At 60.1% G+C, this 21,252-nt stretch carries 19 protein-coding genes; 7 read left to right on the top strand and 12 right to left on the bottom strand.

Annotated elements, in window-relative coordinates:
- Window positions 1–21 precede the first annotated feature (21 nt).
- Entirely contained in the window at window positions 22–852 is an 831-nt protein-coding gene (locus JOE29_RS10100; RefSeq protein ID WP_003394753.1) for an undecaprenyl-diphosphate phosphatase, read from the top strand.
- Entirely contained in the window at window positions 849–1,283 is a 435-nt protein-coding gene (locus JOE29_RS10105; protein WP_210079458.1) for a DUF1294 domain-containing protein, read from the top strand. Before JOE29_RS10100 ends, JOE29_RS10105 begins: the two co-directional genes overlap by 4 nt.
- On the opposite strand, the gene JOE29_RS10110 is transcribed toward JOE29_RS10105, so the two are convergent.
- Window positions 1,278–1,646 carry an MmcQ/YjbR family DNA-binding protein gene (locus JOE29_RS10110; protein WP_003342070.1) on the bottom strand — a complete coding sequence of 123 codons (369 nt, stop codon included), beginning with the start codon at window positions 1,644–1,646 and terminating at the stop codon, window positions 1,278–1,280. The genes JOE29_RS10105 and JOE29_RS10110 overlap by 6 nt on opposite strands.
- A gap of 126 nt (window positions 1,647–1,772) precedes the next feature.
- On the opposite strand from JOE29_RS10110, the gene pcaD reads away from it, so the two are divergent.
- From pcaD to JOE29_RS10130, 4 genes are all read left to right on the top strand, one after another.
- Window positions 1,773–2,564: a 3-oxoadipate enol-lactonase gene (gene pcaD / locus JOE29_RS10115; protein WP_024650378.1), complete on the top strand. Its 792-nt coding sequence runs from the start codon at window positions 1,773–1,775 to the stop codon at window positions 2,562–2,564.
- Between the two features lie 80 nt (window positions 2,565–2,644).
- Window positions 2,645–3,604, top strand: coding sequence for a LysR substrate-binding domain-containing protein (locus JOE29_RS10120; RefSeq protein ID WP_010409175.1), 960 nt, complete (start codon window positions 2,645–2,647; stop codon window positions 3,602–3,604).
- Between the two features lie 74 nt (window positions 3,605–3,678).
- Window positions 3,679–4,287, top strand: coding sequence for an FMN-dependent NADH-azoreductase (locus JOE29_RS10125; RefSeq protein ID WP_017278542.1), 609 nt, complete (start codon window positions 3,679–3,681; stop codon window positions 4,285–4,287).
- Window positions 4,288–4,663: 376 nt separating this feature from the next.
- Window positions 4,664–5,704: a dienelactone hydrolase gene (locus JOE29_RS10130; protein WP_096113431.1), complete on the top strand. Its 1,041-nt coding sequence runs from the start codon at window positions 4,664–4,666 to the stop codon at window positions 5,702–5,704.
- A gap of 9 nt (window positions 5,705–5,713) precedes the next feature.
- On the opposite strand, the gene JOE29_RS10135 is transcribed toward JOE29_RS10130, so the two are convergent.
- From JOE29_RS10135 to glgA, 10 genes are all read right to left on the bottom strand, one after another.
- Window positions 5,714–6,367: a glycosyltransferase family A protein gene (locus JOE29_RS10135; protein ID WP_058446485.1), complete on the bottom strand. Its 654-nt coding sequence runs from the start codon at window positions 6,365–6,367 to the stop codon at window positions 5,714–5,716.
- Window positions 6,336–6,962: an SAM-dependent methyltransferase gene (locus tag JOE29_RS10140; RefSeq protein WP_122219913.1), complete on the bottom strand. Its 627-nt coding sequence runs from the start codon at window positions 6,960–6,962 to the stop codon at window positions 6,336–6,338. Before JOE29_RS10140 ends, JOE29_RS10135 begins: the two co-directional genes overlap by 32 nt.
- Window positions 6,959–7,732, bottom strand: coding sequence for a PIG-L family deacetylase (locus JOE29_RS10145; protein ID WP_198713584.1), 774 nt, complete (start codon window positions 7,730–7,732; stop codon window positions 6,959–6,961). The genes JOE29_RS10140 and JOE29_RS10145 overlap by 4 nt, the downstream gene beginning before the upstream one ends.
- Before the next feature lie 13 nt (window positions 7,733–7,745).
- A complete protein-coding gene (locus tag JOE29_RS10150; protein WP_044312998.1) occupies window positions 7,746–8,759 on the bottom strand; it encodes an acyl-CoA dehydrogenase family protein in 1,014 nt (337 codons plus the stop codon).
- Entirely contained in the window at window positions 8,756–10,939 is a 2,184-nt protein-coding gene (gene glgX / locus JOE29_RS10155) for a glycogen debranching protein GlgX (protein ID WP_004417444.1), read from the bottom strand. Before glgX ends, JOE29_RS10150 begins: the two co-directional genes overlap by 4 nt.
- A gap of 156 nt (window positions 10,940–11,095) precedes the next feature.
- Entirely contained in the window at window positions 11,096–11,482 is a 387-nt protein-coding gene (locus JOE29_RS10160; RefSeq protein ID WP_003342088.1) for a DUF2934 domain-containing protein, read from the bottom strand.
- Window positions 11,483–11,499: 17 nt separating this feature from the next.
- On the bottom strand, window positions 11,500–14,283 hold the full coding sequence (locus tag JOE29_RS10165; protein WP_210079459.1) for a malto-oligosyltrehalose synthase: 2,784 nt from the start codon (window positions 14,281–14,283) through the stop codon (window positions 11,500–11,502).
- A complete protein-coding gene (malQ, locus tag JOE29_RS10170) occupies window positions 14,280–16,358 on the bottom strand; it encodes a 4-alpha-glucanotransferase (RefSeq protein WP_210079460.1) in 2,079 nt (692 codons plus the stop codon). The genes JOE29_RS10165 and malQ overlap by 4 nt, the downstream gene beginning before the upstream one ends.
- Window positions 16,348–18,162 (bottom strand): malto-oligosyltrehalose trehalohydrolase, encoded by a 1,815-nt coding sequence (gene treZ / locus JOE29_RS10175; protein WP_057406936.1) that lies wholly within the window; start codon window positions 18,160–18,162, stop codon window positions 16,348–16,350. Before treZ ends, malQ begins: the two co-directional genes overlap by 11 nt.
- Before the next feature lie 16 nt (window positions 18,163–18,178).
- Window positions 18,179–19,777, bottom strand: coding sequence for a glycogen synthase GlgA (gene glgA / locus JOE29_RS10180; protein WP_210079461.1), 1,599 nt, complete (start codon window positions 19,775–19,777; stop codon window positions 18,179–18,181).
- 615 nt (window positions 19,778–20,392) lie between these two features.
- On the opposite strand from glgA, the gene JOE29_RS10185 reads away from it, so the two are divergent.
- Window positions 20,393–20,884, top strand: coding sequence for a GNAT family N-acetyltransferase (locus tag JOE29_RS10185; protein ID WP_003315325.1), 492 nt, complete (start codon window positions 20,393–20,395; stop codon window positions 20,882–20,884).
- Between the two features lie 161 nt (window positions 20,885–21,045).
- Here the strand turns inward: JOE29_RS10185 and JOE29_RS10190 are convergent, their stop codons facing one another.
- Entirely contained in the window at window positions 21,046–21,219 is a 174-nt protein-coding gene (locus JOE29_RS10190) for a DUF6026 family protein (protein WP_003342104.1), read from the bottom strand.
- Window positions 21,220–21,252 lie beyond the last annotated feature (33 nt).

A 21,252-nucleotide genomic window follows, 5' to 3' on the forward strand; every position in this document is an offset into this window, starting at 1 on the left:
GCATCGCTTCATGGGGGAATGATGGATCTTTGGACCGCTGCTCAGGCGTTGATATTGGGTGTTGTAGAAGGGTTGACGGAGTTCTTGCCGATCTCCAGTACCGGGCATCAGATCATCGTCGCCGACCTGATCGATTTTGGCGGCGAGCGCGCCATGGCCTTCAACATCATCATTCAGTTGGGGGCGATTCTGGCAGTAGTCTGGGAGTTTCGGCGCAAGATCCTCGACGTCGTCGTGGGTTTGCCCAAACAGCAACAAGCGCAGCGTTTCACCCTCAACCTGCTGATCGCCTTCATGCCTGCCGTGGTGCTGGGCGTGATTTTCGCCGATACCATTCACCACTACCTGTTCAATGCCATTACCGTGGCCACGGCGCTGGTCATCGGAGGGGTGATCATGCTTTGGGCCGAGCGCCGCGAGCACACCGTGCGCACCGAAACCGTCGATGATATGAGCTGGAGCGATGCGCTCAAAATAGGCTTGGTACAGTGCCTGGCGATGATCCCCGGAACCTCGCGTTCGGGTTCGACGATCATTGGCGGCCTGCTGTTCGGCCTGTCCCGCAAGGCGGCGACCGAATTCTCGTTCTTCCTGGCCATGCCCACCATGGTCGGTGCAGCGGTGTATTCGGGCTACAAGTACCGTGACATGTTTCGCCCGGACGACTTCGCGGTATTTGCCATCGGCTTCATCACCTCGTTCATCTTCGCGATGATCGCAGTGCGCGGTTTGCTCAAGTTCATCGCCACTCACAGTTATGCGGTGTTCGCCTGGTATCGCATCGCCTTCGGCCTGCTGATTCTGGCGACCTGGCAGTTTGGCTGGATCGACTGGGCATCGGCCAAGGCATGACAGCGAACCGCGAGTCGTCACGGCCAGCCAGCGGTGGCAGGCCGCCGGTCCGGCAACTGCGCTTGAAGGTACTGGTGTTGTTGCTGCTTTGTGCGTTACCGGTTTACGGCACGGTGTCGCTGTGGCTGAGGCAAGTCACGCCGATCCCGGCGCTGGTCTTGATCGTCATGAGCCTGCTGGCGTTCGTGCTTTACCGGCATGACAAGCGACAGGCCGGCAACGCGGGCCAGCGCACCCCGGAGAACGTCCTGCATGGCGTCGAGCTGCTCGGCGGTTGGCCCGGCGCGCTGCTGGCGCAGCAGGTGTACCGGCACAAGACCCGCAAGGTGTCGTTTCAGGTCGTATTCTGGCTGATCGTGCTGGTGCATCAAGCGTTGTGGATTGACTGGCTGTTTTTGGGCAAGCGGCTTGTGCAACTGTTGCCGTTATAGCTTGAGACCAATCTGTTGCCGTTTCGGCAGCTTGCCGACCACCAACTGGTGCGAGCGGGTCAGCAGGTCGCGCACCTCATCGGCGCTCAGCGTCTTCAGGTCGGCCACGCTGATCCAGTGCGCACGCGCCAGGTAGGGTGCAGGTCGTATGCCGGGTCGATCCACGTAACCCAGAAACAATTCCGGGTGGACCTTGAACGCAAGGTCCTCGCCGACCAGATCCATGACCGCGAACATTTTCTTTTCGGCGACGGAAAAAACCCGTATGCCGCCCCACTTGTAGTCTTCACGCGCGCCTGGCAGGTCGAGACAGAATCTGGCGATGTCTTCCTTGTGCAGGGTCTTTTGCGGGCTCTTTGGCATGGATGCTCCCTGGGTTCTGACGGCGCACGGTAAGCTGTTCGATAGCCGCACGGATATTCGATCCGCCGATTGTATGCTGCTGCGACACTGATTAGTGTGCAGCTTTGCCTTTCTCCGGAGTTTCGAATGTCTGCCGTGCAACTCGCTGATGGTCAACTGAACTACCTGCTCGAAGGTCCGGCGGGCGCGCCCGTGCTGGTGTTGTCCAATTCCCTGGGCACTGATCTGCACATGTGGGACAACCAGGTGCCTGCGTTCACACGCCACTTTCAGGTATTGCGTTACGACACGCGCGGCCATGGCAAATCGCTGGTCACTGAGGGCAGTTACAGCATCGAGCAAAACGGTCGCGATGTGTTGGCGCTGCTCGATGCGCTGGACATCGACAAGGCTTTTTTCTGCGGTCTGTCCATGGGCGGGCTGATCGGCCAATGGCTGGCAATCAATGCGCCGCAGCGCCTGCACAAGGTCGTGCTGTGCAATACGGCCGCCAAAATCGGCAACCCTGATGTCTGGAATCCTCGTATCGAAACCGTTCTGCGTGACGGCCAGTCGGCCATGGTCGCGTTGCGCGATGCCTCGATCGCACGCTGGTTCACGCCTTCCTTCGCGCACGCCGAGCCCGCTGCGGTCGACACGGTCGTCGGCATGCTGGCACGTACCTCGCCACAGGGCTACGCAGCCAATTGCGCGGCTGTGCGCGATGCGGATTTCCGTGAGCAGATCGCGTCCATCGAACTGCCGGTGCTGGTGGTCTGTGGCACGGAGGACGCTGTAACAACCCCGGCGGACGGGCGTTTCATGGTCGAACGGATTCAGGGTTCGCAGATCATCGAGCTGCACGCGGCCCACCTGTCCAGCGTCGAGGCGGGTGAGGCATTTACCGGCCCTGTGCTGGCATTTCTGACTGCCGAATGACCCGGCGCGATCCTCAGTCGCGGCCTTGAGGCACGGGGCACGGCGCTGCATACTCCCGGCTCTGAAAACGAGGTGGCCGGGTGTTTGATCTCAACGATCTGTTTTATTTCGTCCAGGTGGTCGAGTGCCTCGGCTTTGCGCCGGCAAGTCGCAAGCTGGGGATCCCCAAGTCCAAGCTCAGCCGGCGCATTGCCGGGCTTGAGGAGCGTCTGGGTGTGCGCCTGATTCACCGCTCGACCCGCACCTTCGCGGTGACCGAAAGCGGGCGTGACTATTACGCGCACTGCGTGGCCATGCTGGTCGAGGCCGAGGCGGCCGAAGAGGCCATCCTGCGTTCCAAATCCGAACCGCAGGGCAGGGTGGTGATCAGTTGTCCTCCGGCGTTGGCAGCGATGGGCTTCAACGAGACCATCGCCCGTTTCGCGGCCGAACACCCCAAGGTTCAGATCCAGGTCGAAAGTACCAACCGACGCGTCGACCCGCTGACCGAGAACATCGACATTGCGCTGCGTGTGCGCTTTCCACCGCTGGAGGACGACGGCCTGGTGGTCAAGAAACTCGGGCACAGTGCCCAGCGTCTGGTGGCGCGCGCGGACCTGGCGGCCAGGCTATCGGCGACGCCTTCTCTCGACGCGCTGTCGACACTGCCCAGCCTCGACATGCCTTCCTCGAATCACGAGCACCGCTGGTTGCTGGAGACGCAGCCCGGCCAGTATGCCGAAATACGCCATACGCCGCGGCTCATCAGCTCGGACCTGGACATGATGCTGCAGGCCGCCTTGCAGGGTGTCGGTGTGGCCCAGCTTCCCGAGCTGATTGTCAGGGAAGCGTTGCAGGACGGACGTCTGATCGAGCTGTTCAGCGAGCACCGACCCAAGTGCGGCATCGTGCATGCCGTGTTCGCCTCGCGCCGAGGCCTGCTTCCAGCGGTCAGGGGCCTGCTGGATGTGTTCGAGACCTCGTTCAAAGAGCTCAGCCTGAGTCCTGATTCGCTTTATTGTTCTCTTAATAGAACGAACAGTCGCATTCAAGACCACTAATCAGCTATTGCGATCAAGGATAGGATGCTCGCCACTTCATCGCCCTGTGGCGATTTTCTTATGGGAGCTACGTTATGAATCTATTGCACCTCGACTCCAGCATCCTCGGCGATCACTCTGCTTCGCGTCAGCTGACCCGTGAGGTTGTCCACGCCTACCTGAATGCGCACGCCGACAGCCAGGTCACCTACCGAGATCTGGCCAGCGATGCGCTTGGGCATTTCTCTGCCGCCAGCCTCGCCGCAGCGGGCACGCCTGTAGACGTTCGTGACGCCGCCCAGCAGCAAGAAGTGGCAGGCAACGAAGCCACCTTGCAGCAGTTTCTCGATTCGGACGTGCTGGTCATCGGCGCACCCATGTACAACTTCACCATCCCGACCCAGCTGAAAGCCTGGTTTGACCGGATTCTGATCGCGGGTCGCACGTTCCGTTATTCCGAAGCGGGCCCTGAAGGCCTGTGTGGCGGCAAGAAAGTCATTATCGTTTCCACCTCGGGCGGGCTGCACGCCGGGCAACCCACGGGCACCGGTCACGAAGAGCTGCTCAAGACGCTGTTCGCCTTCATCGGTATCACCGACCTGCAATTCGTTCGCGCCCACGGCCTGGCGTATGGCGAAGAGCCGCGTGCCAGCGCCATGAGCGCTGCTCAGCAATACATTCAGAACGAGTTGTTCGCGGCCTGATCCAGAGCGCTGTACACGAAACTCTACAACCTGCGCAGGGGTTCCTGCCGGGTTGTGGAGTTTTTTTGTTTCTGATGCACGGCGATGGGTTGCCGGTAAGCTGCTCGTTGACGGGAGACAACCTTGACAGCTTCCTTACAGGTAATGGCGATCTTTCGGGACTAGACTAGCCTTTTCGAGCAATGCCTTGTCAGGCTGGCGAAAATAGTCGCCCTCGCGAAAAAACAACGGGCAGTTTATGGCCCGGCTTGTGCACTATTTCTGTTTTCAACACTCATATCTGGGTGGGAACGGCGCGCTGGAGCATGATGCTCGACACAAGCGCTTGATGGATTGTCCGGACGAGGTTCCGGATTTGCAAAGGTTGGGCCTTGCCATGGTACGTCTTTGTGCAGTGATGCTGGTTTTCCTGCTCGATAGCCTTGTTTCGGTGCACGTTCTGGCGGACGAGTCCTGGAGCGCGGGCTATCACGCGTTGAGTTTCCCTGATCCACTGGATTCCCAGCCGGTCGAGGCCATCGCCTTTTACCCCTCGACCGCCGCCGAGCAAGTGAGCATCCTGCATGGCTATCGCGTCGAGGCCGGTGAAGAGGCGCCTATCGCAATGGGCCGTTTCCCCTTGCTGTTGCTGTCGCACGGCAATACCGGCACCCCGCTGGCGCTGCATGACCTGGCCACTTCGCTGGCGCGGCAGGGGTTTGTGGTGGTTGCCGTGGTCCATCCTGGCGACAATGATCGCGATCACAGCCGTCTCGGCAGCCTGAGCAACCTGTACGGTCGGCCGCTGCAGATTTCCGAAGCGATCAGTACGGCCTTGCTCGACCCCTTGCTGGCCCCCTATCTCAATGCCCGGCAAGTGGGCGTGATCGGTTATTCGGCCGGTGGCGAAACCGCGCTGATTCTCGCTGGCGCGCAGCCTGATCTGCAGCGTCTGCGTCAGTACTGCGTCGAACGTCCGACAGACCGCGACGCCTGCAAGACGCAGGGCGAACTGGTCGCGGACCGTGATGACCTTCATGCTCAAGCTGACCCGCGGGTTGGCGCGTTGATGTTGATGGCACCATTGAGCCTGATGTTCGGCCGTCACACGTTGGGTGATGTGCACGTGCCGGTTTTGATGTACGCGGGAGATGACGATCAGTTGCTGGCGATCGACCGAAACGCAGAGGCACTGGCGCGCAAGCTGCCGCAGCCGCCCGACTACAAGCTACTGGCCGGGGCAGGGCATTTTGTCTTCATGGCACCGTGCAGTGATGAGCAACGCGCCAGTGCGCCGTTGCTGTGCAACGACCCTGACGGCGTGGACCGCGAGGATATTCACCGCAACCTGAGTGCCGAAGCGGTGCGGTTTTTCAGTGCGGCGCTCAATTCCGCCGACGATGACCGTTCAGGCATGCAAACGGCGCATCATCAGTAAGCACGCCGTTCAGGCATTCAGCGAACTTAGAAAATCACCAAACCCGCCCCTGGCTTTCGAGTCGAGGCGGGTGCTGGTTGTGACCTTGGGGCGGCAACTCCAGGCGATACGCGCACCGATCAACTCCAGCTGCTGAATCAGGTGCACGTCTTCGTGGCAGGGCAGTGCCGGAAAACCACCTGCGCTGATGTACGCAATCGAGCTGACGCCCAGATTGGCACCATGAATGTGTCTGTGACCTTCACGGTGCTGGTAATGCTGCAGGTAAGCGGCTTGCGCGGCCGCCGAGATGTCCTTGCTCCAGTCGCCGGGCGTGACCGTTCCGCACACCGCGTCGGCATCCAGCGCCAGCTGTTCGGCAAGCCAGTCATTGGCCACGGTGCTGTCGCCATCGGTACACGCCAGCCAGCGTGCACCCCGGTCGAGAAGAAACTCCGCGCCCTGTGCTCGAGCCTGCCCCACGTTGCGCGCCGACACTTCGAGAATCATCACGCCATGGGCACGCGCGATCTCCGCCGAGCGATCAGTGCAGCTGTCGAGAACCACCAGCACCTCTACGCATTCGCCCTTGAGGTCGGGGTGTGCAGCCGCTTGCTTTATCGTTTCGAGACACAAGTCGAGTAACTGCTCTTCATTGTGCACCGGGATCAGTATGCCGATCATCGGAGAATTCCTGTTCTGCTACGGAGGTTCCATCACGACTCCACAGGTCCAGCAGGAAATCCTGTTCGTGATGACTGAAAAGTCGGTGCATGGACAAGCGTGCAGCAAGGATGTCGTGAACAGCCTGGGCGTTTAGCGGGCAGCCTTCGATATCGGGCCGCCAGTGACAGGCGAGCAACTGGCCATCTGGTGCGAGGGCCGCCAGTGCACGGTCGATCAGGCCGTGCAGGTCGTCGGCGTCCAGGTAATAACCCACCTCACTGAAGACGATCAGGTCAAATTCGCCCTGTGGCCATTGCTGCGGCAAACGCGCCTGCAACACTTTGGCATGGGGCAGGCCGGCCAGACGCTTGCGTGCCAGATCCACAGCCAGATTCGAGGTGTCGCAGCACACCAGCGAATCGCAGCGCCCGGCAAGATCGGCACTGAGTTCACCGTTGGCACAGCCAGGCTCGAATATCGAGCGGTAGCGTTCGCGGGGCAGAGCGGCCAGGGTCAGGGCGCGCTTACGCCGTTCGTACCAGCGTTGCTTGAATGCCCACGGGTCCTCGTTGTTGAGAAACAGCTCATTGAAATAACTGTCCTCGACGCTCATGTGAACACCACTTCAAAGGGCTGCAGCAGCCTTTCCAGCACTGCGTCCGGCAAAACCGGGGAAAGACCGATGGCCGGATCACCCTGCAACTGGCTGGTGAACGCTTGGGCAGCATTGCGTTTATGGGCCAGCGTGACCGGATCGAGCAGCAGCTTGCGCGCTCTGTCCCATGGCAGGCGTTGGTCTTCCGGGTCAGCCCAGTGCCAGGCCCAGACCGGCACTTCGTGGAACTGTGCTCCGGTGGTCTTGCAGGCCTTGGCACTGGCTCTACCGACCGCCTCATGGTCGCTGTGGCCATCTTCTGCCCAGGTGGCGAATACCACGTCGGCAGGGCCCAGATGCTGTTCAAGAAAGGCCACCAGTTGATCTTCCGCGTCGGCCACGGCGCCGTCCTGAAGGCCGCAGCGCAACCACTCAAGGCGCTCGGCAGGTATAACGAGGCGATTCAAGGCTTCGGCACTTTCCTCAGGTCGGACTTTGCACAGACGATCGACGGGCCAGAGCGTGGAGCCCGGATGGCTGGCCGTACCATCGGTGACCGAGATCAGTAACAGGTTGCGTTCCAGTTGCGCCAGTTGGCTCATCAGACCGCCACAGGCCAGTATTTCATCATCCGGGTGCGGGGCGATGATCACGGCTCGGCAATTGGTCGGCACCAGCAAGTCAGCGGTAATCACAGGCAGGCCGTGCAGCTTGGTCGAAGCGTTCCAGGCGGCGAGGGAAGTACCCTGGCCGGACTCGTCATCACTCACTACGAACCCTTCACTCATGCTCTATACGCTCTCATAGTGACCACGTGCGTGCAGCGGGCAACGCCTTGCCGGACAACTGGCCCAATGCCGCAAGGTCCTGTTCGGCGTGGCTCTGACGCAGGAAAACCGGCAGGTCGGTGATCAGCCGGGCGAAGTGCGGGTCCTTGCAATAGGGACCAGCCCCGACAGCACGGCCCACATGCTGAATCACCAGGTCAGCGGCTTGTTCGACATAAGCACGGCAACGTCTGGCAAGCATCTCGGCATTGTCGGCTGGCGCCTGATCGAGGTGCGCGGCAGCAGCGCGCAGCACATCGATTGCGGCATGCAGCGCTACGTCCGCAGCGCCAAGGTGCGCAAGGGCGTGCGGCTCTTCGCGCTTGCCGACATGGGCCAGCAGGCGCTGCGCGATGGCGCGTGATGCGCCGTACCAGCAGGCCGCAATGCCGATGCCGCCTTGCCAGAAGCCTGGTCTGTCGAGATAGCCGCCCGGCTTCCCGATCGCCTGACCGATGGCGTTGTCGAAGACCACGTCGATACTGCCGGTAGCACCCATGCCCACTGCGCGCCAGCCGTCGCCGGTCATGTGTACGCCGGGCTGGTCAAGGCGTACCGCGACCAGCTGCTGCCGATGTTCGGCATCCCATGCCGTGATCAATGCATGGCTCAACGCCGAAGCGCCTGAGCACCATGCCTTGCGGCCGTGCAGGCGAAGTGCATCGCCTGCGCCGCTGATATTCACCCGTGCCTGCGGCGGCTCTGCCGCCCACATGCCCCAGGTGCTGAATTGTTCGGGGGGCGGGGCACCCAGTTCCGCCATAATCGCCAAGGCGTCTGTGTGCCCCTCGTACAACTTGCACAACCCCAGGTCGTGGCCTGCAACGCAGGCCAGCGCCCGCCAGCGCTCAAGTGTCTGACCGCGGGCAGGCAGGGGAAGCTGATCCAGACCTTCGTTGACCAATGCCTGCAAGCACTCGCCCAGCGCACGCGTATCGGCATAACCGTGCTTGCGCCAGTCGAGAAACTCGCTCAAGGCATCAATCATTGCTGGTCTTCACGCTTCAGTTCGAACAGCAGCAGCGAACGCGGCGTTACGGTGTATTGCGATCCGAACGCGAAGTGCTCCTTGCTGCGTGCATCATCCTGATTGGTGTCGATCAGGCACTCGTAATGGGTACCTTCAGGCACTTCCGGCAGGGTGAAGTTGACGCCGTCATGATGCGCATTGACCACCAGCAGCAGCGTGGCGTCGGCACCCGCGCGGCGGATACCGGTTTCCTGTGCGCGACCGTCCATCAGCATGCCCAGGCAACGGCCATTGGCATCGTGCCACTGCTCGACGCTCATCTCGTTGCCATCCGGAGCAAGCCAGGTGACGTCCTTGACGCCGATCTCTTCGTTATAGTCGCCTACCAGGAAGCGGCTGCGACGCAGGATCGGGTAGGTTTGACGCAGCTTGATCACGCGGGTGACGAACTTGAGCAGCGCTTCGCCATCTTCGTCCAGATCCCAGTTGATCCAGCCAATCTCGCTGTCCTGGCAGTAGGCATTGTTGTTGCCGTGCTGAGTACGCGCGAATTCATCGCCCGCCACAATCATCGGCGTACCTTGTGCCAGCAGCAGGGTGGCGAACAAGTTGCGCATCTGGCGCAGACGCAGGGTATTGATTTCCGGATCTTCGGTCGGACCTTCAACGCCGTGGTTCCAGGACAGATTATTGTTGCTGCCGTCCTGGTTGTTTTCGTCGTTGGCTTCGTTGTGCTTGTCGTTGTACGACACCAGGTCATGCAGCGTAAAACCATCGTGCGCGGTGATGAAGTTCACGGACGCCTGTGGACGACGGCCGCGCTGGTTGAACATGTTGCCGGACGCGGTCATGCGCGCAGCGAAGTCAGCCAGTTGAGCTTCGTCGCCTTTCCAGAAGGCACGAACCGTGTCGCGGAACTTGTCGTTCCATTCCATCCAGCCTGGTGGGAAACCGCCCACCTGATAGCCGCCCGGGCCGCAGTCCCATGGCTCGGCGACCAGTTTGACCTGACGCAGCACCGGGTCCTGACGACAGGCGACCAGGAAACTGTGGCGCTCGTCGAAACCGTCGTGGTAGCGGCCCAGAATGGTCGCCAGGTCGAAGCGGAAGCCGTCGACGTGCATTTCCGAAGCCCAGTAGCGCAGGGAGTCGGTGACCATTTGCAATACGCAAGGGTGGCTCAGGTCGAGGGTGTTGCCGGTGCCCGAGTCGTTGATGTAGTAGCGCTTGTCGTCCGGCATCAGGCGGTAGTACGAAGCGTTGTCGATACCGCGCATCGACAGGGTAGGGCCCAGCTCGTTGCCTTCGGCGGTGTGGTTGTAGACCACATCGAGGATGACCTCGAGGCCGGCGTGGTGCAGGTGCGCAACCATTTCCTTGAATTCGGCAATCTTGCCACTCGCCAGGTAACGCGGGTCCGGGGCGAAGAACGCGATGCTGTTGTAGCCCCAATAGTTGGTCATGCCCTTTTGCAGCAAATGCTGGTCGTTGACGAAGGCATGAATCGGCAGCAGCTCGACGGAGGTCACACCCAGCTTGCGAATGTGCTCGACGACCGGCGCTGATCCGAGACCGGCGAACGTGCCGCGCAGCTCTTCGGCCACCTCAGGGTGACGCATGGTGATGCCGCGTACGTGGGTTTCGTAGAAAATCGTCTTGTCCCAAGGCGTACCGACGCGCTGATCACGGCCCCATGTGTAGGCCTCGTCGATCACCTTGCTTTTCGGTACGAAAGGAGCGCTGTCGCGTTCGTCGAAGCTCAGATCGCCGTCAGGATGGCCGATGGTGTAACCGAACAGCGCTTCCGACCATTTCAGTTCGCCGACCAATTGCTTGGCGTACGGGTCGATCAGCAGCTTGTTATGGTTGAAACGATGACCATTCTTTGGATCGTACGGACCGTACACGCGATAGCCGTAGATCTGGCCCGGGTGAGCGTCCGGCAGGTAGCCATGGTAAATCTCGTCGGTGTATTCCGGAAGCTCGATGCGTTCCAGTTCGATTTCGCCAGTGGAGTCGAACAGGCAAAGCTCTACCTTGGTGGCGTTTGCCGAGAACAGGGCGAAGTTGACGCCCAGGCCATCCCAGCTTGCACCGAGAGGAAAGGGAAGTCCTTCACGAATGCGAGACGGGGTACTGCCAGGGTTGTCTAGCGGGGCTGAATTATCTTCTGCCGGTGTAGTGGACTTCGTATTCATGGTGACTTCCTGACGTCGAATGATTTTCTGAGCGGCCAAGGCCGCTACCGAAGCCGCTGGCTTCGATACTGACGATAATCTAAGGGGGTGTAGCAGGCCTCATCTCTGGTCAGAGCGAGACCTGCAATAATTGACCGGTGCGCGGCCAGAAGAGTTTCAAGAATTCGACGGCTTGCGCGGCTTCTTCGGAGCAGGTTTGGCAGGCGCGTCGGTTGCAGCAGCTGCAGGGGGCTTGGCCTTGGGAGCAGGTTTGGCAGCCGCCTTGGGAGCAGGCTTGGGCTTGGCTTCGCCAGCAGGCTTTGGCGCAGGCGCCGATTTTGCGGCGGGCTTGGCCGCGCCCTTGGCAGGCGCCTTGGCGCTGTCTACCTCAGGCAGCTTGGGCTTGGTCGATTTGCGCACACTGGACTTGTTCGGCGCCAGCGCTTCGGCCTCGGCCAGCTTGCGCGCCATTTCCCAGTGACGCTCGTCGTGACCGGAAGGTTTACCCTCCGATTCCCAGATTTGGTAAGCAAAGTCGCGAATTCTTTTTTCGTCGGCACTCATCTTGAGACTCCCAGCTATTACATAGTTTGAATAAGCAGATTGACGGAAAATCTTTCAAGCGCTGCACTGAGCGGTACTTCCCGATCACTCGTCACGACAACGTCAGAAAAGAGTCCCTTCCAGTCAGAACCGGAGTCGGCAAACGGCAACATGATCCGTGTGTCGCCCCAATTGGCAGCATTAATCAATGGAGTTTGCGCAGTACCCAATAGTTCACTGCATGTGCGTGGTACTACGATGACAGCGCGCACTCCTTGCGTCTCCCGGGCAAAGGCCATCACCTGCTCGGCGTGGCTGCCCTTTACTTCCAGCGGTTGATAACTGCCCTCGCTGAACAGTCCCGGATGTTCGGCACGCAGGTTCAAGACCTTCGCGATCAGCGCCTGCTTGATGCGCCCGTCCTTCCAGTCAGTCAGCAGCTCGGTAACGCTTGCGTCTTCGGCCAGAGCCTGTTTCCGTGCAGCGTAGTCAACCGGGCGGCGGTTGTCCGGGTCCACCAGGCTGAAATCCCAGAACTCGGTGCCCTGATACAAATCGGGAACACCGGGTACGCTCAAGCGTAGCAAGGTTTGCGCCAGACTGTTGAGCGCGCCGGCGGTGGCAATACGGTTGGCTGTCGCACTGAGGGATTGACGCAACGCCAAGGCTTCCGGTGCCAGCAGCAAACGCTCCAGAAATTCGCGGCAAGCGGTTTCGTAGGGCTGATTCGGTGCACTCCAGCTACTTTGCAGCTTGGCTTCGCGCAGGGCTTTCTCCTGCCACTGGACCATGCGCTTCGCGTATTCCTGGTGAGCTTCTTCGCCCTCCAGGCTTAGCGGCCAGCTGCCCAGCAAGGCCTGATAAAGCATCAGCTCGTCGCCGGCACTGATCGTCGGCTCGTCACCCTTGAGCGGCATCGCCAGCTGTCTCCAGCGCTCCACCTGTTCGGCGTACCACGGGGCGCATTCACTCAGCACCGCAAGGCGTGTACGCGTATCTTCGCCACGCTTGTGATCGTGGGTTGCAGTGGTCAGCAAATTGTCTGGAAACTTCTCCAGACGTTGCAGGCAAACCTGATGGAAGTCTTCTACCGGCGCACTGAAGTGCTGCGGATGGAAACCCACATCGTTGCGCGAGAGCAGCACGGCAGAGCGGTAGAACGAGGTGTCTTCGACCGACTTGGCGGCAACCGGGGAGGTCAGCTGCTGGAAGCGTACACAGGCATTCTTGTAGGCCTTGCGCAGCGGGCCGCGTGGCAGTTTTCGCCACGGTTCGCCACCCAGCCAGCGTGCCAGGTAATCCAGCACCGGCCAGTCGCCTTCGTTCAGCGTTGCACGCGCGCCTTCCATGGCCTGCTGGAAATACTTGTCGTCTTGCGCAGAGCGGCCGCACACCGAGATGTACGTGCGATAAATCGGAAAATTGACGATCAGCGCGAGCAGGGCACGGCGAATCGCACCCAGGGTCAGGTCACGGCTCATCAGGTCGCTGCGTGCAACCTGCAGCAACGATTGAGCAACGTTCTCGAAATCGCCCGCCAGCGTGCCATGCAGGACCAGATCACGGGCCACCAGTACTTCCTGATCGAAGTCAGCGGTACGTTCTGTCAGGCGGCTCCACAGCTCACCCAGAGGCTCTTCGCCCTTGGGGTCGTGTTGCAGCAGTGACACCTGGTTCATGAACTCGTAACCGGTCGTGCCGTCAACGCTCCAGTCTTCACGCAGCGGCTCGTCGGGGCCGAGGATTTTCTCGACGAAGATCGGCAGATGATCAATCTGCGCGTGCTCGGGGCGCAGTTTGAGCAGACTTTTGACCCGACGATGCAGCTTGCGACCGTAGCCGCGCGGATCAGCCAAGCCATCGATGTGGTCGATACGCAGCCCATCGACCAGGCCATCGGCAATCAGCTGGAATATCTTGCCGTGGGTGGCTTCGAACACCTGTGGCCGCTCGACACGCAGGCCGCCCAGCTCGTTGATGTCGAAGAAACGCCGCCAGTTGATGTCATCGCCAGCGGTGCGCCAACTGGCCAGACGGTAGTGCTGACGCTCCAGCAACTGGTGCAGGCGCTGAAAGCCTTGAGGCTTGCTCGAATCGAAATGCGCGAGGATCTGCTCGACACCCTTGAGCACCTGCGGGTCCTTGGCCGGCTCGGCTAACTCGGCCTTGGCCTGGCGTGCACGCTCATAGGCCTGCGGGAACTGCGCCAGTGCGGTGAAACGCTGGGCCATTTCCTTTAGTTGGGGGTGATCCACGGCCTGCAACAGCGAGTCGTAAGTCAGTGGGCAGATCGGAAAGTGATGCTGATAGTGCTCGATGTAGAACGCACCATGCTCTGCGTCGAAGCGCAGCGGGATTTCGCCGGCCTGCAATACCGTGCCGTAATCGCTGCTCAGGAACGGCAGCAACAGTTGGCCTTCCAGCAGTGGGTCCGGCGAATTCCACTGAATGTCGAAGAACTCTGCATACGGGCTGCGACGGCCCCATTCCAGCAGGTCCAGCCACCACGGGTTGTCGGCGCCGCCGACCGCCATGTGGTTGGACACGATATCGAGAATCAGGCCCATACCGTGCTCGCGCAAGGTCTCGACCAGGCGCAGCAGGGCAGGTTCGCCGCCCAGTTCCGGATTGATGACCGTCGGGTCGACCACGTCATAGCCGTGCATCGAGCCGGCACGGGCTTTGAGCAGCGGCGATGCGTAGATGTGGCTGATACCCAGGCTGGCGAAGTAGGGCACCAGTGGCACGGCGTCGTCGAGGGTGAAATCCTTATGGAATTGCAGGCGCTGGGTGGCGCGCAAAGGCTGTAATGGACGGGTCATTGATCACGCTCCGTAGCCTGCAGCCGGGATCGGGAAAGCAATTCCAGTCGTCGAGCAGCATTCGGGTTATCTAGCAGAGAGGCCGCATCGCCGGGAAGACGCCTGCGCCAGTTGGGGTGGCTGTCAATGGTGCCGGGCAGGTTGGCCTGCTCTTCGACACCCAGCGCGTCTTCTATCGGCAGCAATACCAATGGCGCACGTGTATGACCCAGGTAGCTGATGCTCGCGTCGATGATCTGGGCCGGATCTTCAGTATCGGAGGGCATACTGTCGATGTTCTGACTCAAGGCACGCCGCAGGCTTTCATATTCCCGCGTGCGCTCTTCGCGCCACTGCGATTCGTGCTGATCGTCAATATGACCGAGGCGCGCGTTCCACTCGATATCCAACTCGCTGAGCCAGCCTGCCAGGGTCGGCAGGTCGTGGGTACTGGTGGTCGCCAATGCTTGATCCGACCAGTCGAGAATCGGCTTGAACTGACCATTGTTCTGTTCGAACAGCAGTACACGCATGCCAAGAATTGCCCTGGCACTGAGTTTTTCGCTCAGGCCTTCAGGCACCGTACCGAGGTCTTCACCCAGCACGATCGCCTTGTGCCGCCAGGATTCCAGACTCAGCAAGCGAAGCATGTCGTCCAGCGGGAAGTTCAGATACGCGCCTTCGCTGGGAGGCGCCCCTTGCGGGATGACCCATAGGCGCTGCAAGCCCATGACATGGTCGATACGCAACCCGCCAGCATGGGCGAAGTTGGCCCGCAGCATCTCGATGAACGCGCGAAAGCCATTACGTTTGAGGCCGTCCGGCGAAAACGCGGAAATCCCCCAGCTCTGGCCGGCACGGTTGAGAATGTCTGGGGGAGCGCCGACGGTCAGAGCCGACAGCAGCTCGTCCTGGCGGCTCCACGCCTGGCTTCCTGCGCCATCCGCGCCCACTGCCAGGTCGGCGATCAGGCCGACGCGCATGCCGCTGCTGCGTGCTGCAACCTGTGCACGCTCCAGACCACGGGCTATCAGCCATTGGGCGAACGCATGAAAGCTGATTTGCTCGCTATGGCTTTTGGCAAATTCTGCGACGGCGTCGCCGCGAGGGTCCTTGAACTGCTCAGGCCATTCATGCCAGTTATTACTGATGTTCAGCGTTTCGGACTCTGCACACAGTGCTTCGAAGCGGCAGTGATTTTCCAGCGCTTCGCCACCGCTGTGGCGGAAGCTGTTGAAGTCTTCGTGCAGCGGGTGATCACCTGAACTGAAGCCTTCATAAAGCGCGTGCAGCGCTTTCCATTTGGCATTGGCCGCGGCTGGCCAGTCGATCAGCGTTTGTGTTTCAAGGCGCTTCATCTCGTCGCCGACGCGCGCGTCTTCGATGGCCTGACGCCACGCACTTTCACCGAGAATCGCACCCGGCGACGCGTAAAGGCTGTTGAGGAACAGCCTGCTGGAAGGTGAATAAGGGCTGTAACGGTGAGGGTCGTTGGCGAACATGGCGTGGATCGGGCTGATGCCCAGCGCATCGGCCCCTCGCTCGCCAGCAGAGCGCAAGACTTTCTCCAGCGCCTCGGTGTCACCAAAACCGCCATCACCTTCACGCCGCAAGCTGTAAAGCTGGGCGGTCAGGCCCCAGCCGTGCGGCTTCGAGGTCTCGGTGGCCATTGCCATGCTGAAGCAGGTTTTCGGCGCGACCGCGATGGTCAGGTACTGGCCGGCAATTTCCAGCTGCTGGTAGCCCGGCGGAGCCAGCGCCGGAAGCTCTGCGTTCGAGGTCAGTCTGGCATCCAGTGAAGAGCCGTCCTCGAGGTGTAGCGTGAACGGCGTTTGTGGCGCGAACCACTGGGACAGGTCCAGATTGCTTTCCACATCGACCGTCAGCAGTGGCGGGGCGCTGGTGCCGTGACTGGCTTTTTGCAGGCGCAGCAGGCTGGCATCGATAGCCTCGCCGCTTTCAGCAGGATAGCCCAGCGCTTCCAGAACCTTGCGCAGTACATCCGGGCTGACGGTCTGCGGCCGAGCGTTGGCATCGACCCAATGCACCGACAATCCTGCCTCGGTCGCAAGCCTCTCCAATTGCTCATTGTTCATCCTGTTCCTCCAGAACATCACTTGCTTTCAGGCTGACAATGGCCGTGTAAGCATTGAGGATGCCGCGTGGGGAAAGTTCGGACGATTTCTCTGCGCTGGAGAATATCTCGCGGGCTCCCGCTTGTGGCGGTGCGTCAACCGCGTGCTCGCTGAGATTGAGGTCAATACGCAGTTCGCTGCCATCACCCAGTGTCCAGCGCGCACTGACCGCCTTGTCACCGAGAATATCGGTCTTCAGGAAGCGTGCGCCCTGCAGGCGGGGCATGATTTCCTGGTGCCGCAAGGCCAGCAACTGCGTGTAGAACTCCAGCCAGCTGCGATGATCCAGGCCTATGTCGGTGTCGAGATCGACCGCGGAAAATGCCGGGCGTGACGCTTCGAATGTCTTGATGTCGTTTGGATCAGGAATGTGCTCGCGCTTTTCCGGATCGGCGAACGCGGCGAAATCAGCGAACTCCTTGCGACGTCCTTCACGTACCGCATCGGCCAGTTCGCCGTGGTGGCTGGTGAAGAACAGAAACGGTTCGCTGGCCGCCCATTCATCGCCCATGAACATCAACGGGATCATCGGTGAAAGCAGCAGCAGGGCAGTGGCGGCTTTCAATGCCGCAGGCGCGCAGAGCTGCGGCAGGCGTTCACCGAGTGCGCGGTTGCCGATCTGATCGTGGTTCTGCAGAAACAACACAAAAGCCGACGGCGACAGGTGTGCACTGGGCTCGCCTCGCGTATGCCCGTGACGCGTCGGTTCGCCTTGGTAGACAAACCCTTCGCTGAGCAGACGCGCAAGCTTTTGCGTGGGCTCTTTGGCGAAGTCTGAATAATAAGCGTCGGTTTCACCGGTCAACAGCACGTGGAGGGTGTTGTGCCCGTCGTCGTCCCATTGAGCATCGAAGCCCTTTTCCAGAAGACCGGCCTGGTTGAACTCGTTCTCAAGGTTCAGCCACACGTGGCGGCCTGGTTCAATGCGGCCACGAACCCGCTCTGCGAACTCGGGCAGGAAGGTCTCGTCGCGAATGGCGTGTACAGCGTCCATACGCAGTCCGTCGAAGCGATACTCGAGCAGCCACATCAGGGCGTTGTCAACGAAAAAGTCGCGCACCTGCGGGCGTCTGAAATCGATCGCATCGCCCCACGGGGTGTGCAGGTCTGTACGGAAAAATTCTTTGGCGTAGCTGCCCAGGTAGTTGCCATCCGGCCCGAAGTGGTTGTACACCACGTCCAGAATCACCATAAGGCCAAGACCGTGGGCGGTGTCGATCAGGTGCTTGAGCTGTTCCGGCGTGCCATAAGAAGACTGCGGAGCGTAGTGCAGAACGCCGTCATAGCCCCAGTTGCGATCACCGGGGAACTGCGCAAGCGGCATCAGTTCGATTGCGGTAACGCCCAGTTTGGCAAGTCGTGGCAGGTGCTTTTCCACGCCAGCGTAGCCACCCATGGTGCCCACGTGCAGTTCATAGATGACAGCTTCGTGCCAGGGACGCCCGTTCCATGCAGTGTTTTGCCATGAATAGGCGTCAGGGTCAACGACGAGGCTTTCAGAATGAACGTCATCGACCTGCGCGCGGGAGGCGGGGTCAGGAACGTCCAGCTCGTGGTCAATCCTGAAGCGGTAGCGAGTACCCGCCTTGCAGCGAGCCTCCAGGACGAACCAGCCGTCTGACTGAGGCAGCATGGCCAGTGACTGGCCATCCTGCAGTTCGACATTTACGAAGGAGGCATCCGGTGCCCAGAGGGCAAACCGGGTGTGTTCAGGGTCCAACAAAACGGCGCCGTGGCGCCAGTTATCGTCTGTACGCAGGGGCATCCATTCAATCCTTAACCTAGTAGTTGCTGGAAATACTCACGTTTTTCTTCAACAGATCGCGATAGAGATCTGCGTAGGGCTCTACCGCCTGATGCCAGTTGAAGGGAGCCGCCATGGCACGGCAGCGCATGGCGTTGAGCAGCTCCGGATGGGCGAAGACCTGGAGGGCGCGATTCAGGGCCTCGGTGTAACTTTCGACTGTCGATTCATTGAACAGAAAGCCAGTGACACCGTCTTCGATCGTATCGGCCAAGCCACCTGTATTGCGTGCGACAGGCAGCGAGCCGAAGCGTTGCGCATACATCTGGCTCAGCCCGCATGGCTCATAGCGGGACGGCATCAGCAGGAAATCGCTGCCGGCGAACATGCGTCGTGCGTCGGTTTCGTTGAAGCCAATGCGCACGCCAACACGCCCGGGGAAGTGTGCAGCCAACTCGCGCATGGCATCTTCTTCTTCGGGTTCACCGCGTCCGATGATTGCGATCTGCCCGCCATTATTGACGATGTGTTCGGCAACGCCGATCGTCAGGTCCAGGCCTTTCTGGTACACGAGACGTGACACCACGGCGAACAGCGGCCCGGTAGAGGCATCCAGCTCGAACAGTTCACGTACGTAGTCAGCGTTGATTTCCTTGCGCGTCCATTCGTTGGGCGCAAAGTGGCAGATCAGATGCTCGTCGGTGGCGGCATCCCAGCTTTCGTCGATACCGTTGGGAATGCCGCTGAGCTGGCCCTTGTTGGCCTTGCTCTGCAGAAAGCCCTCAAGGCCGCAGCCGAACTCCGGGGTGGTGATTTCCCGTGCGTAGGTGGCGCTCACGGTGGTGATGTGGCTGGCGAAGGCCATGCCTGCCTTGATGAACGACAGCTGACCGTAAAACTCCATGCCTTCAGGGGTGATGGCGGAGTCCGGGATGCCCAGCTCACGGCTCGAGGCAGTGCTTACGGTGCCTTGATAGGCGAGGTTGTGAACAGTGAAGATACTTGGCGTGGACTGCCCGCGCCAGCGCATGTAAGCAGGCGCCAGGCCGGCGGGCCAGTCGTGGGCATGAACCAGCTCGGGGCACCACTGGCTCTTGACTTCGCCAGCCGCGAACTCGGCAGCTGCCAGGCCCAGACGGGCGAAGCGAATATGGTTATCGGACCAGTCGCGGCCAGTGCTGTCGGCGTAAGGGGTGCCTTCGCGCTCGTAAAGCTCCGGGCAGATCAGTACGTAGATCACCAGACCGTCTTTCATGTCCATACGACCGACCTTGCAAGGCGGCAGCGCTGCATGCCCGCCCAACTGGCTGATGATATGGATAGGATTACCGCTGTTGATGACCTGCGGATAACCTGGAATCAGTACGCGAACGTCATGCAGGTGGCGCATGGCTCGCGGCAGTGCGGCAGACACATCGCCCAGCCCACCGGTTTTCACCAGATCGGCCAGTTCGGAGGTCACGAACAACACTTTGCGTCTGTTGACCTGGGACATGGTCGGCTGAGGCTGAACAGTCGACGTTGGCATTTGCAACACAGGAACGCTCTTGTTAGAGAACACCGGCAGATGAGTCAGCTCGCCGACAGGCTGGTTAAAACTCTCTCCCTTCTGGGTTTTCACAGCGGCGCTAATCATCAATTTTTCCCCTTAAAACAGTCTTGGTGCATCACTTGATTTTTATTGGCCATTTCCTATGGCCGGGTACACATACGTGCACTACGCAAGATCGATACCCGTTTTGACCATGCATAGTGACAAAGCGGTGTGATGTCGCCATTACCGGATGTCAGCCAATAGCATAGATGCTCTAATCACCTGACCCGGCGGTTTTGGAGAAGTTTCGACTTTTTTATTTGCGAATGTCTGGCACAGGCTTCGACGCCCCGCATGATGGCAGGCTGCAGGTGGCAGCCGGGTTGTCGCTGCGCTTTTTCAAGGCTCTTTTCTGCGTCCGGAGAGCCCGTTACCGGTCGTCGGATCGTTGGACAATCCCGTCCAGGCACTTGGTTTTCATCACTTATACCGTAGGGGTCCGGCTGTGATGAGCAGCAATGGTGCGTAACGCCTTTTCCGGGTGCGTGTATTGGTCAATCTGCGGGCGCGACGAGAAAATCCTTACATCTACGTTGGAACATTTTGGCGCAGGGCAGGATAGAATCGGGCCACAAGCCCCGGCCTTGACAATGGCCTGAGGCATCACCCTTTGACTGATTTCACTGAATCACTCTGATTGAATTGACGAGGATGGAAATGGAAGCCCCCGAGGTACTGGTACTGCAAGCGAGCTATACAAATCCTGTGCACGCGGATGCGATCGGGTTCGTTTTGAATGAATATGCGATGGATGCCATGGGGACCGGGCGGCCTCTGTCGAGCGACACCCGTCGCCAGTTGGCAATCGAACTCGCAAAGCGTCCCTATGCGTTCAGCGTGCTGGCATTCATATCGGGTGAACCGGTGGGGTTGGTCAATTGCTTCGAAGGGTTTTCAACCTTTGCCTGTCGTCCGTTGGTCAATATTCATGACGTCGCGGTGCTCTCACAATATCGTGGCCTCGGTATCAGTCAGAAAATGTTGCTCAAGGTCGAAGAAATTGCACGCCAGCGTGGCTGCTGCAAGCTGACGCTTGAAGTTCTGGAAGGCAACGAGGTTGCGCAAGGGGCTTACAGAAAGCTCGGTTTCGACAATTATCAATTGAGCCCTGAAATGGGGCGTGCCATGTTCTGGCAGAAAGCGCTGTAGAGAGCTTATTCGCCAAGGGTCTTTTTTGATCGTTCAGTTGCAGACCGGGCGGCTCGGAAGATTAAGCAGGCTGCGGGGATCAACAGGGGGGGGGCAGGTCAGGTGGGCAAGCCAGATGATCGGGCTTGCCCTGAGGCGTTTTGAGAATGATACAGTTGCGGTCAGGCCTGAAGCATCTTGCCAGGGGCGGATAACTGCGATTGCTGCAGCATCGAGCTCAAATGAGCCACTTTTTTCTGCAACTGCTCGCGCTCTTCTTTTAATGTGCGCAGTTCGTCACGACGGATAGTGACATACAGGGTTTGTGGTGCAATTGCTGGTAGTACAGTGCCCATTGCTCACCTCGCAAATGGCGGATTCAACCTCAG

This window comes from Pseudomonas sp. PvP009 (assembly GCF_017832995.1).
GTDB lineage: Bacteria > Pseudomonadota > Gammaproteobacteria > Pseudomonadales > Pseudomonadaceae > Aquipseudomonas > Aquipseudomonas syringae.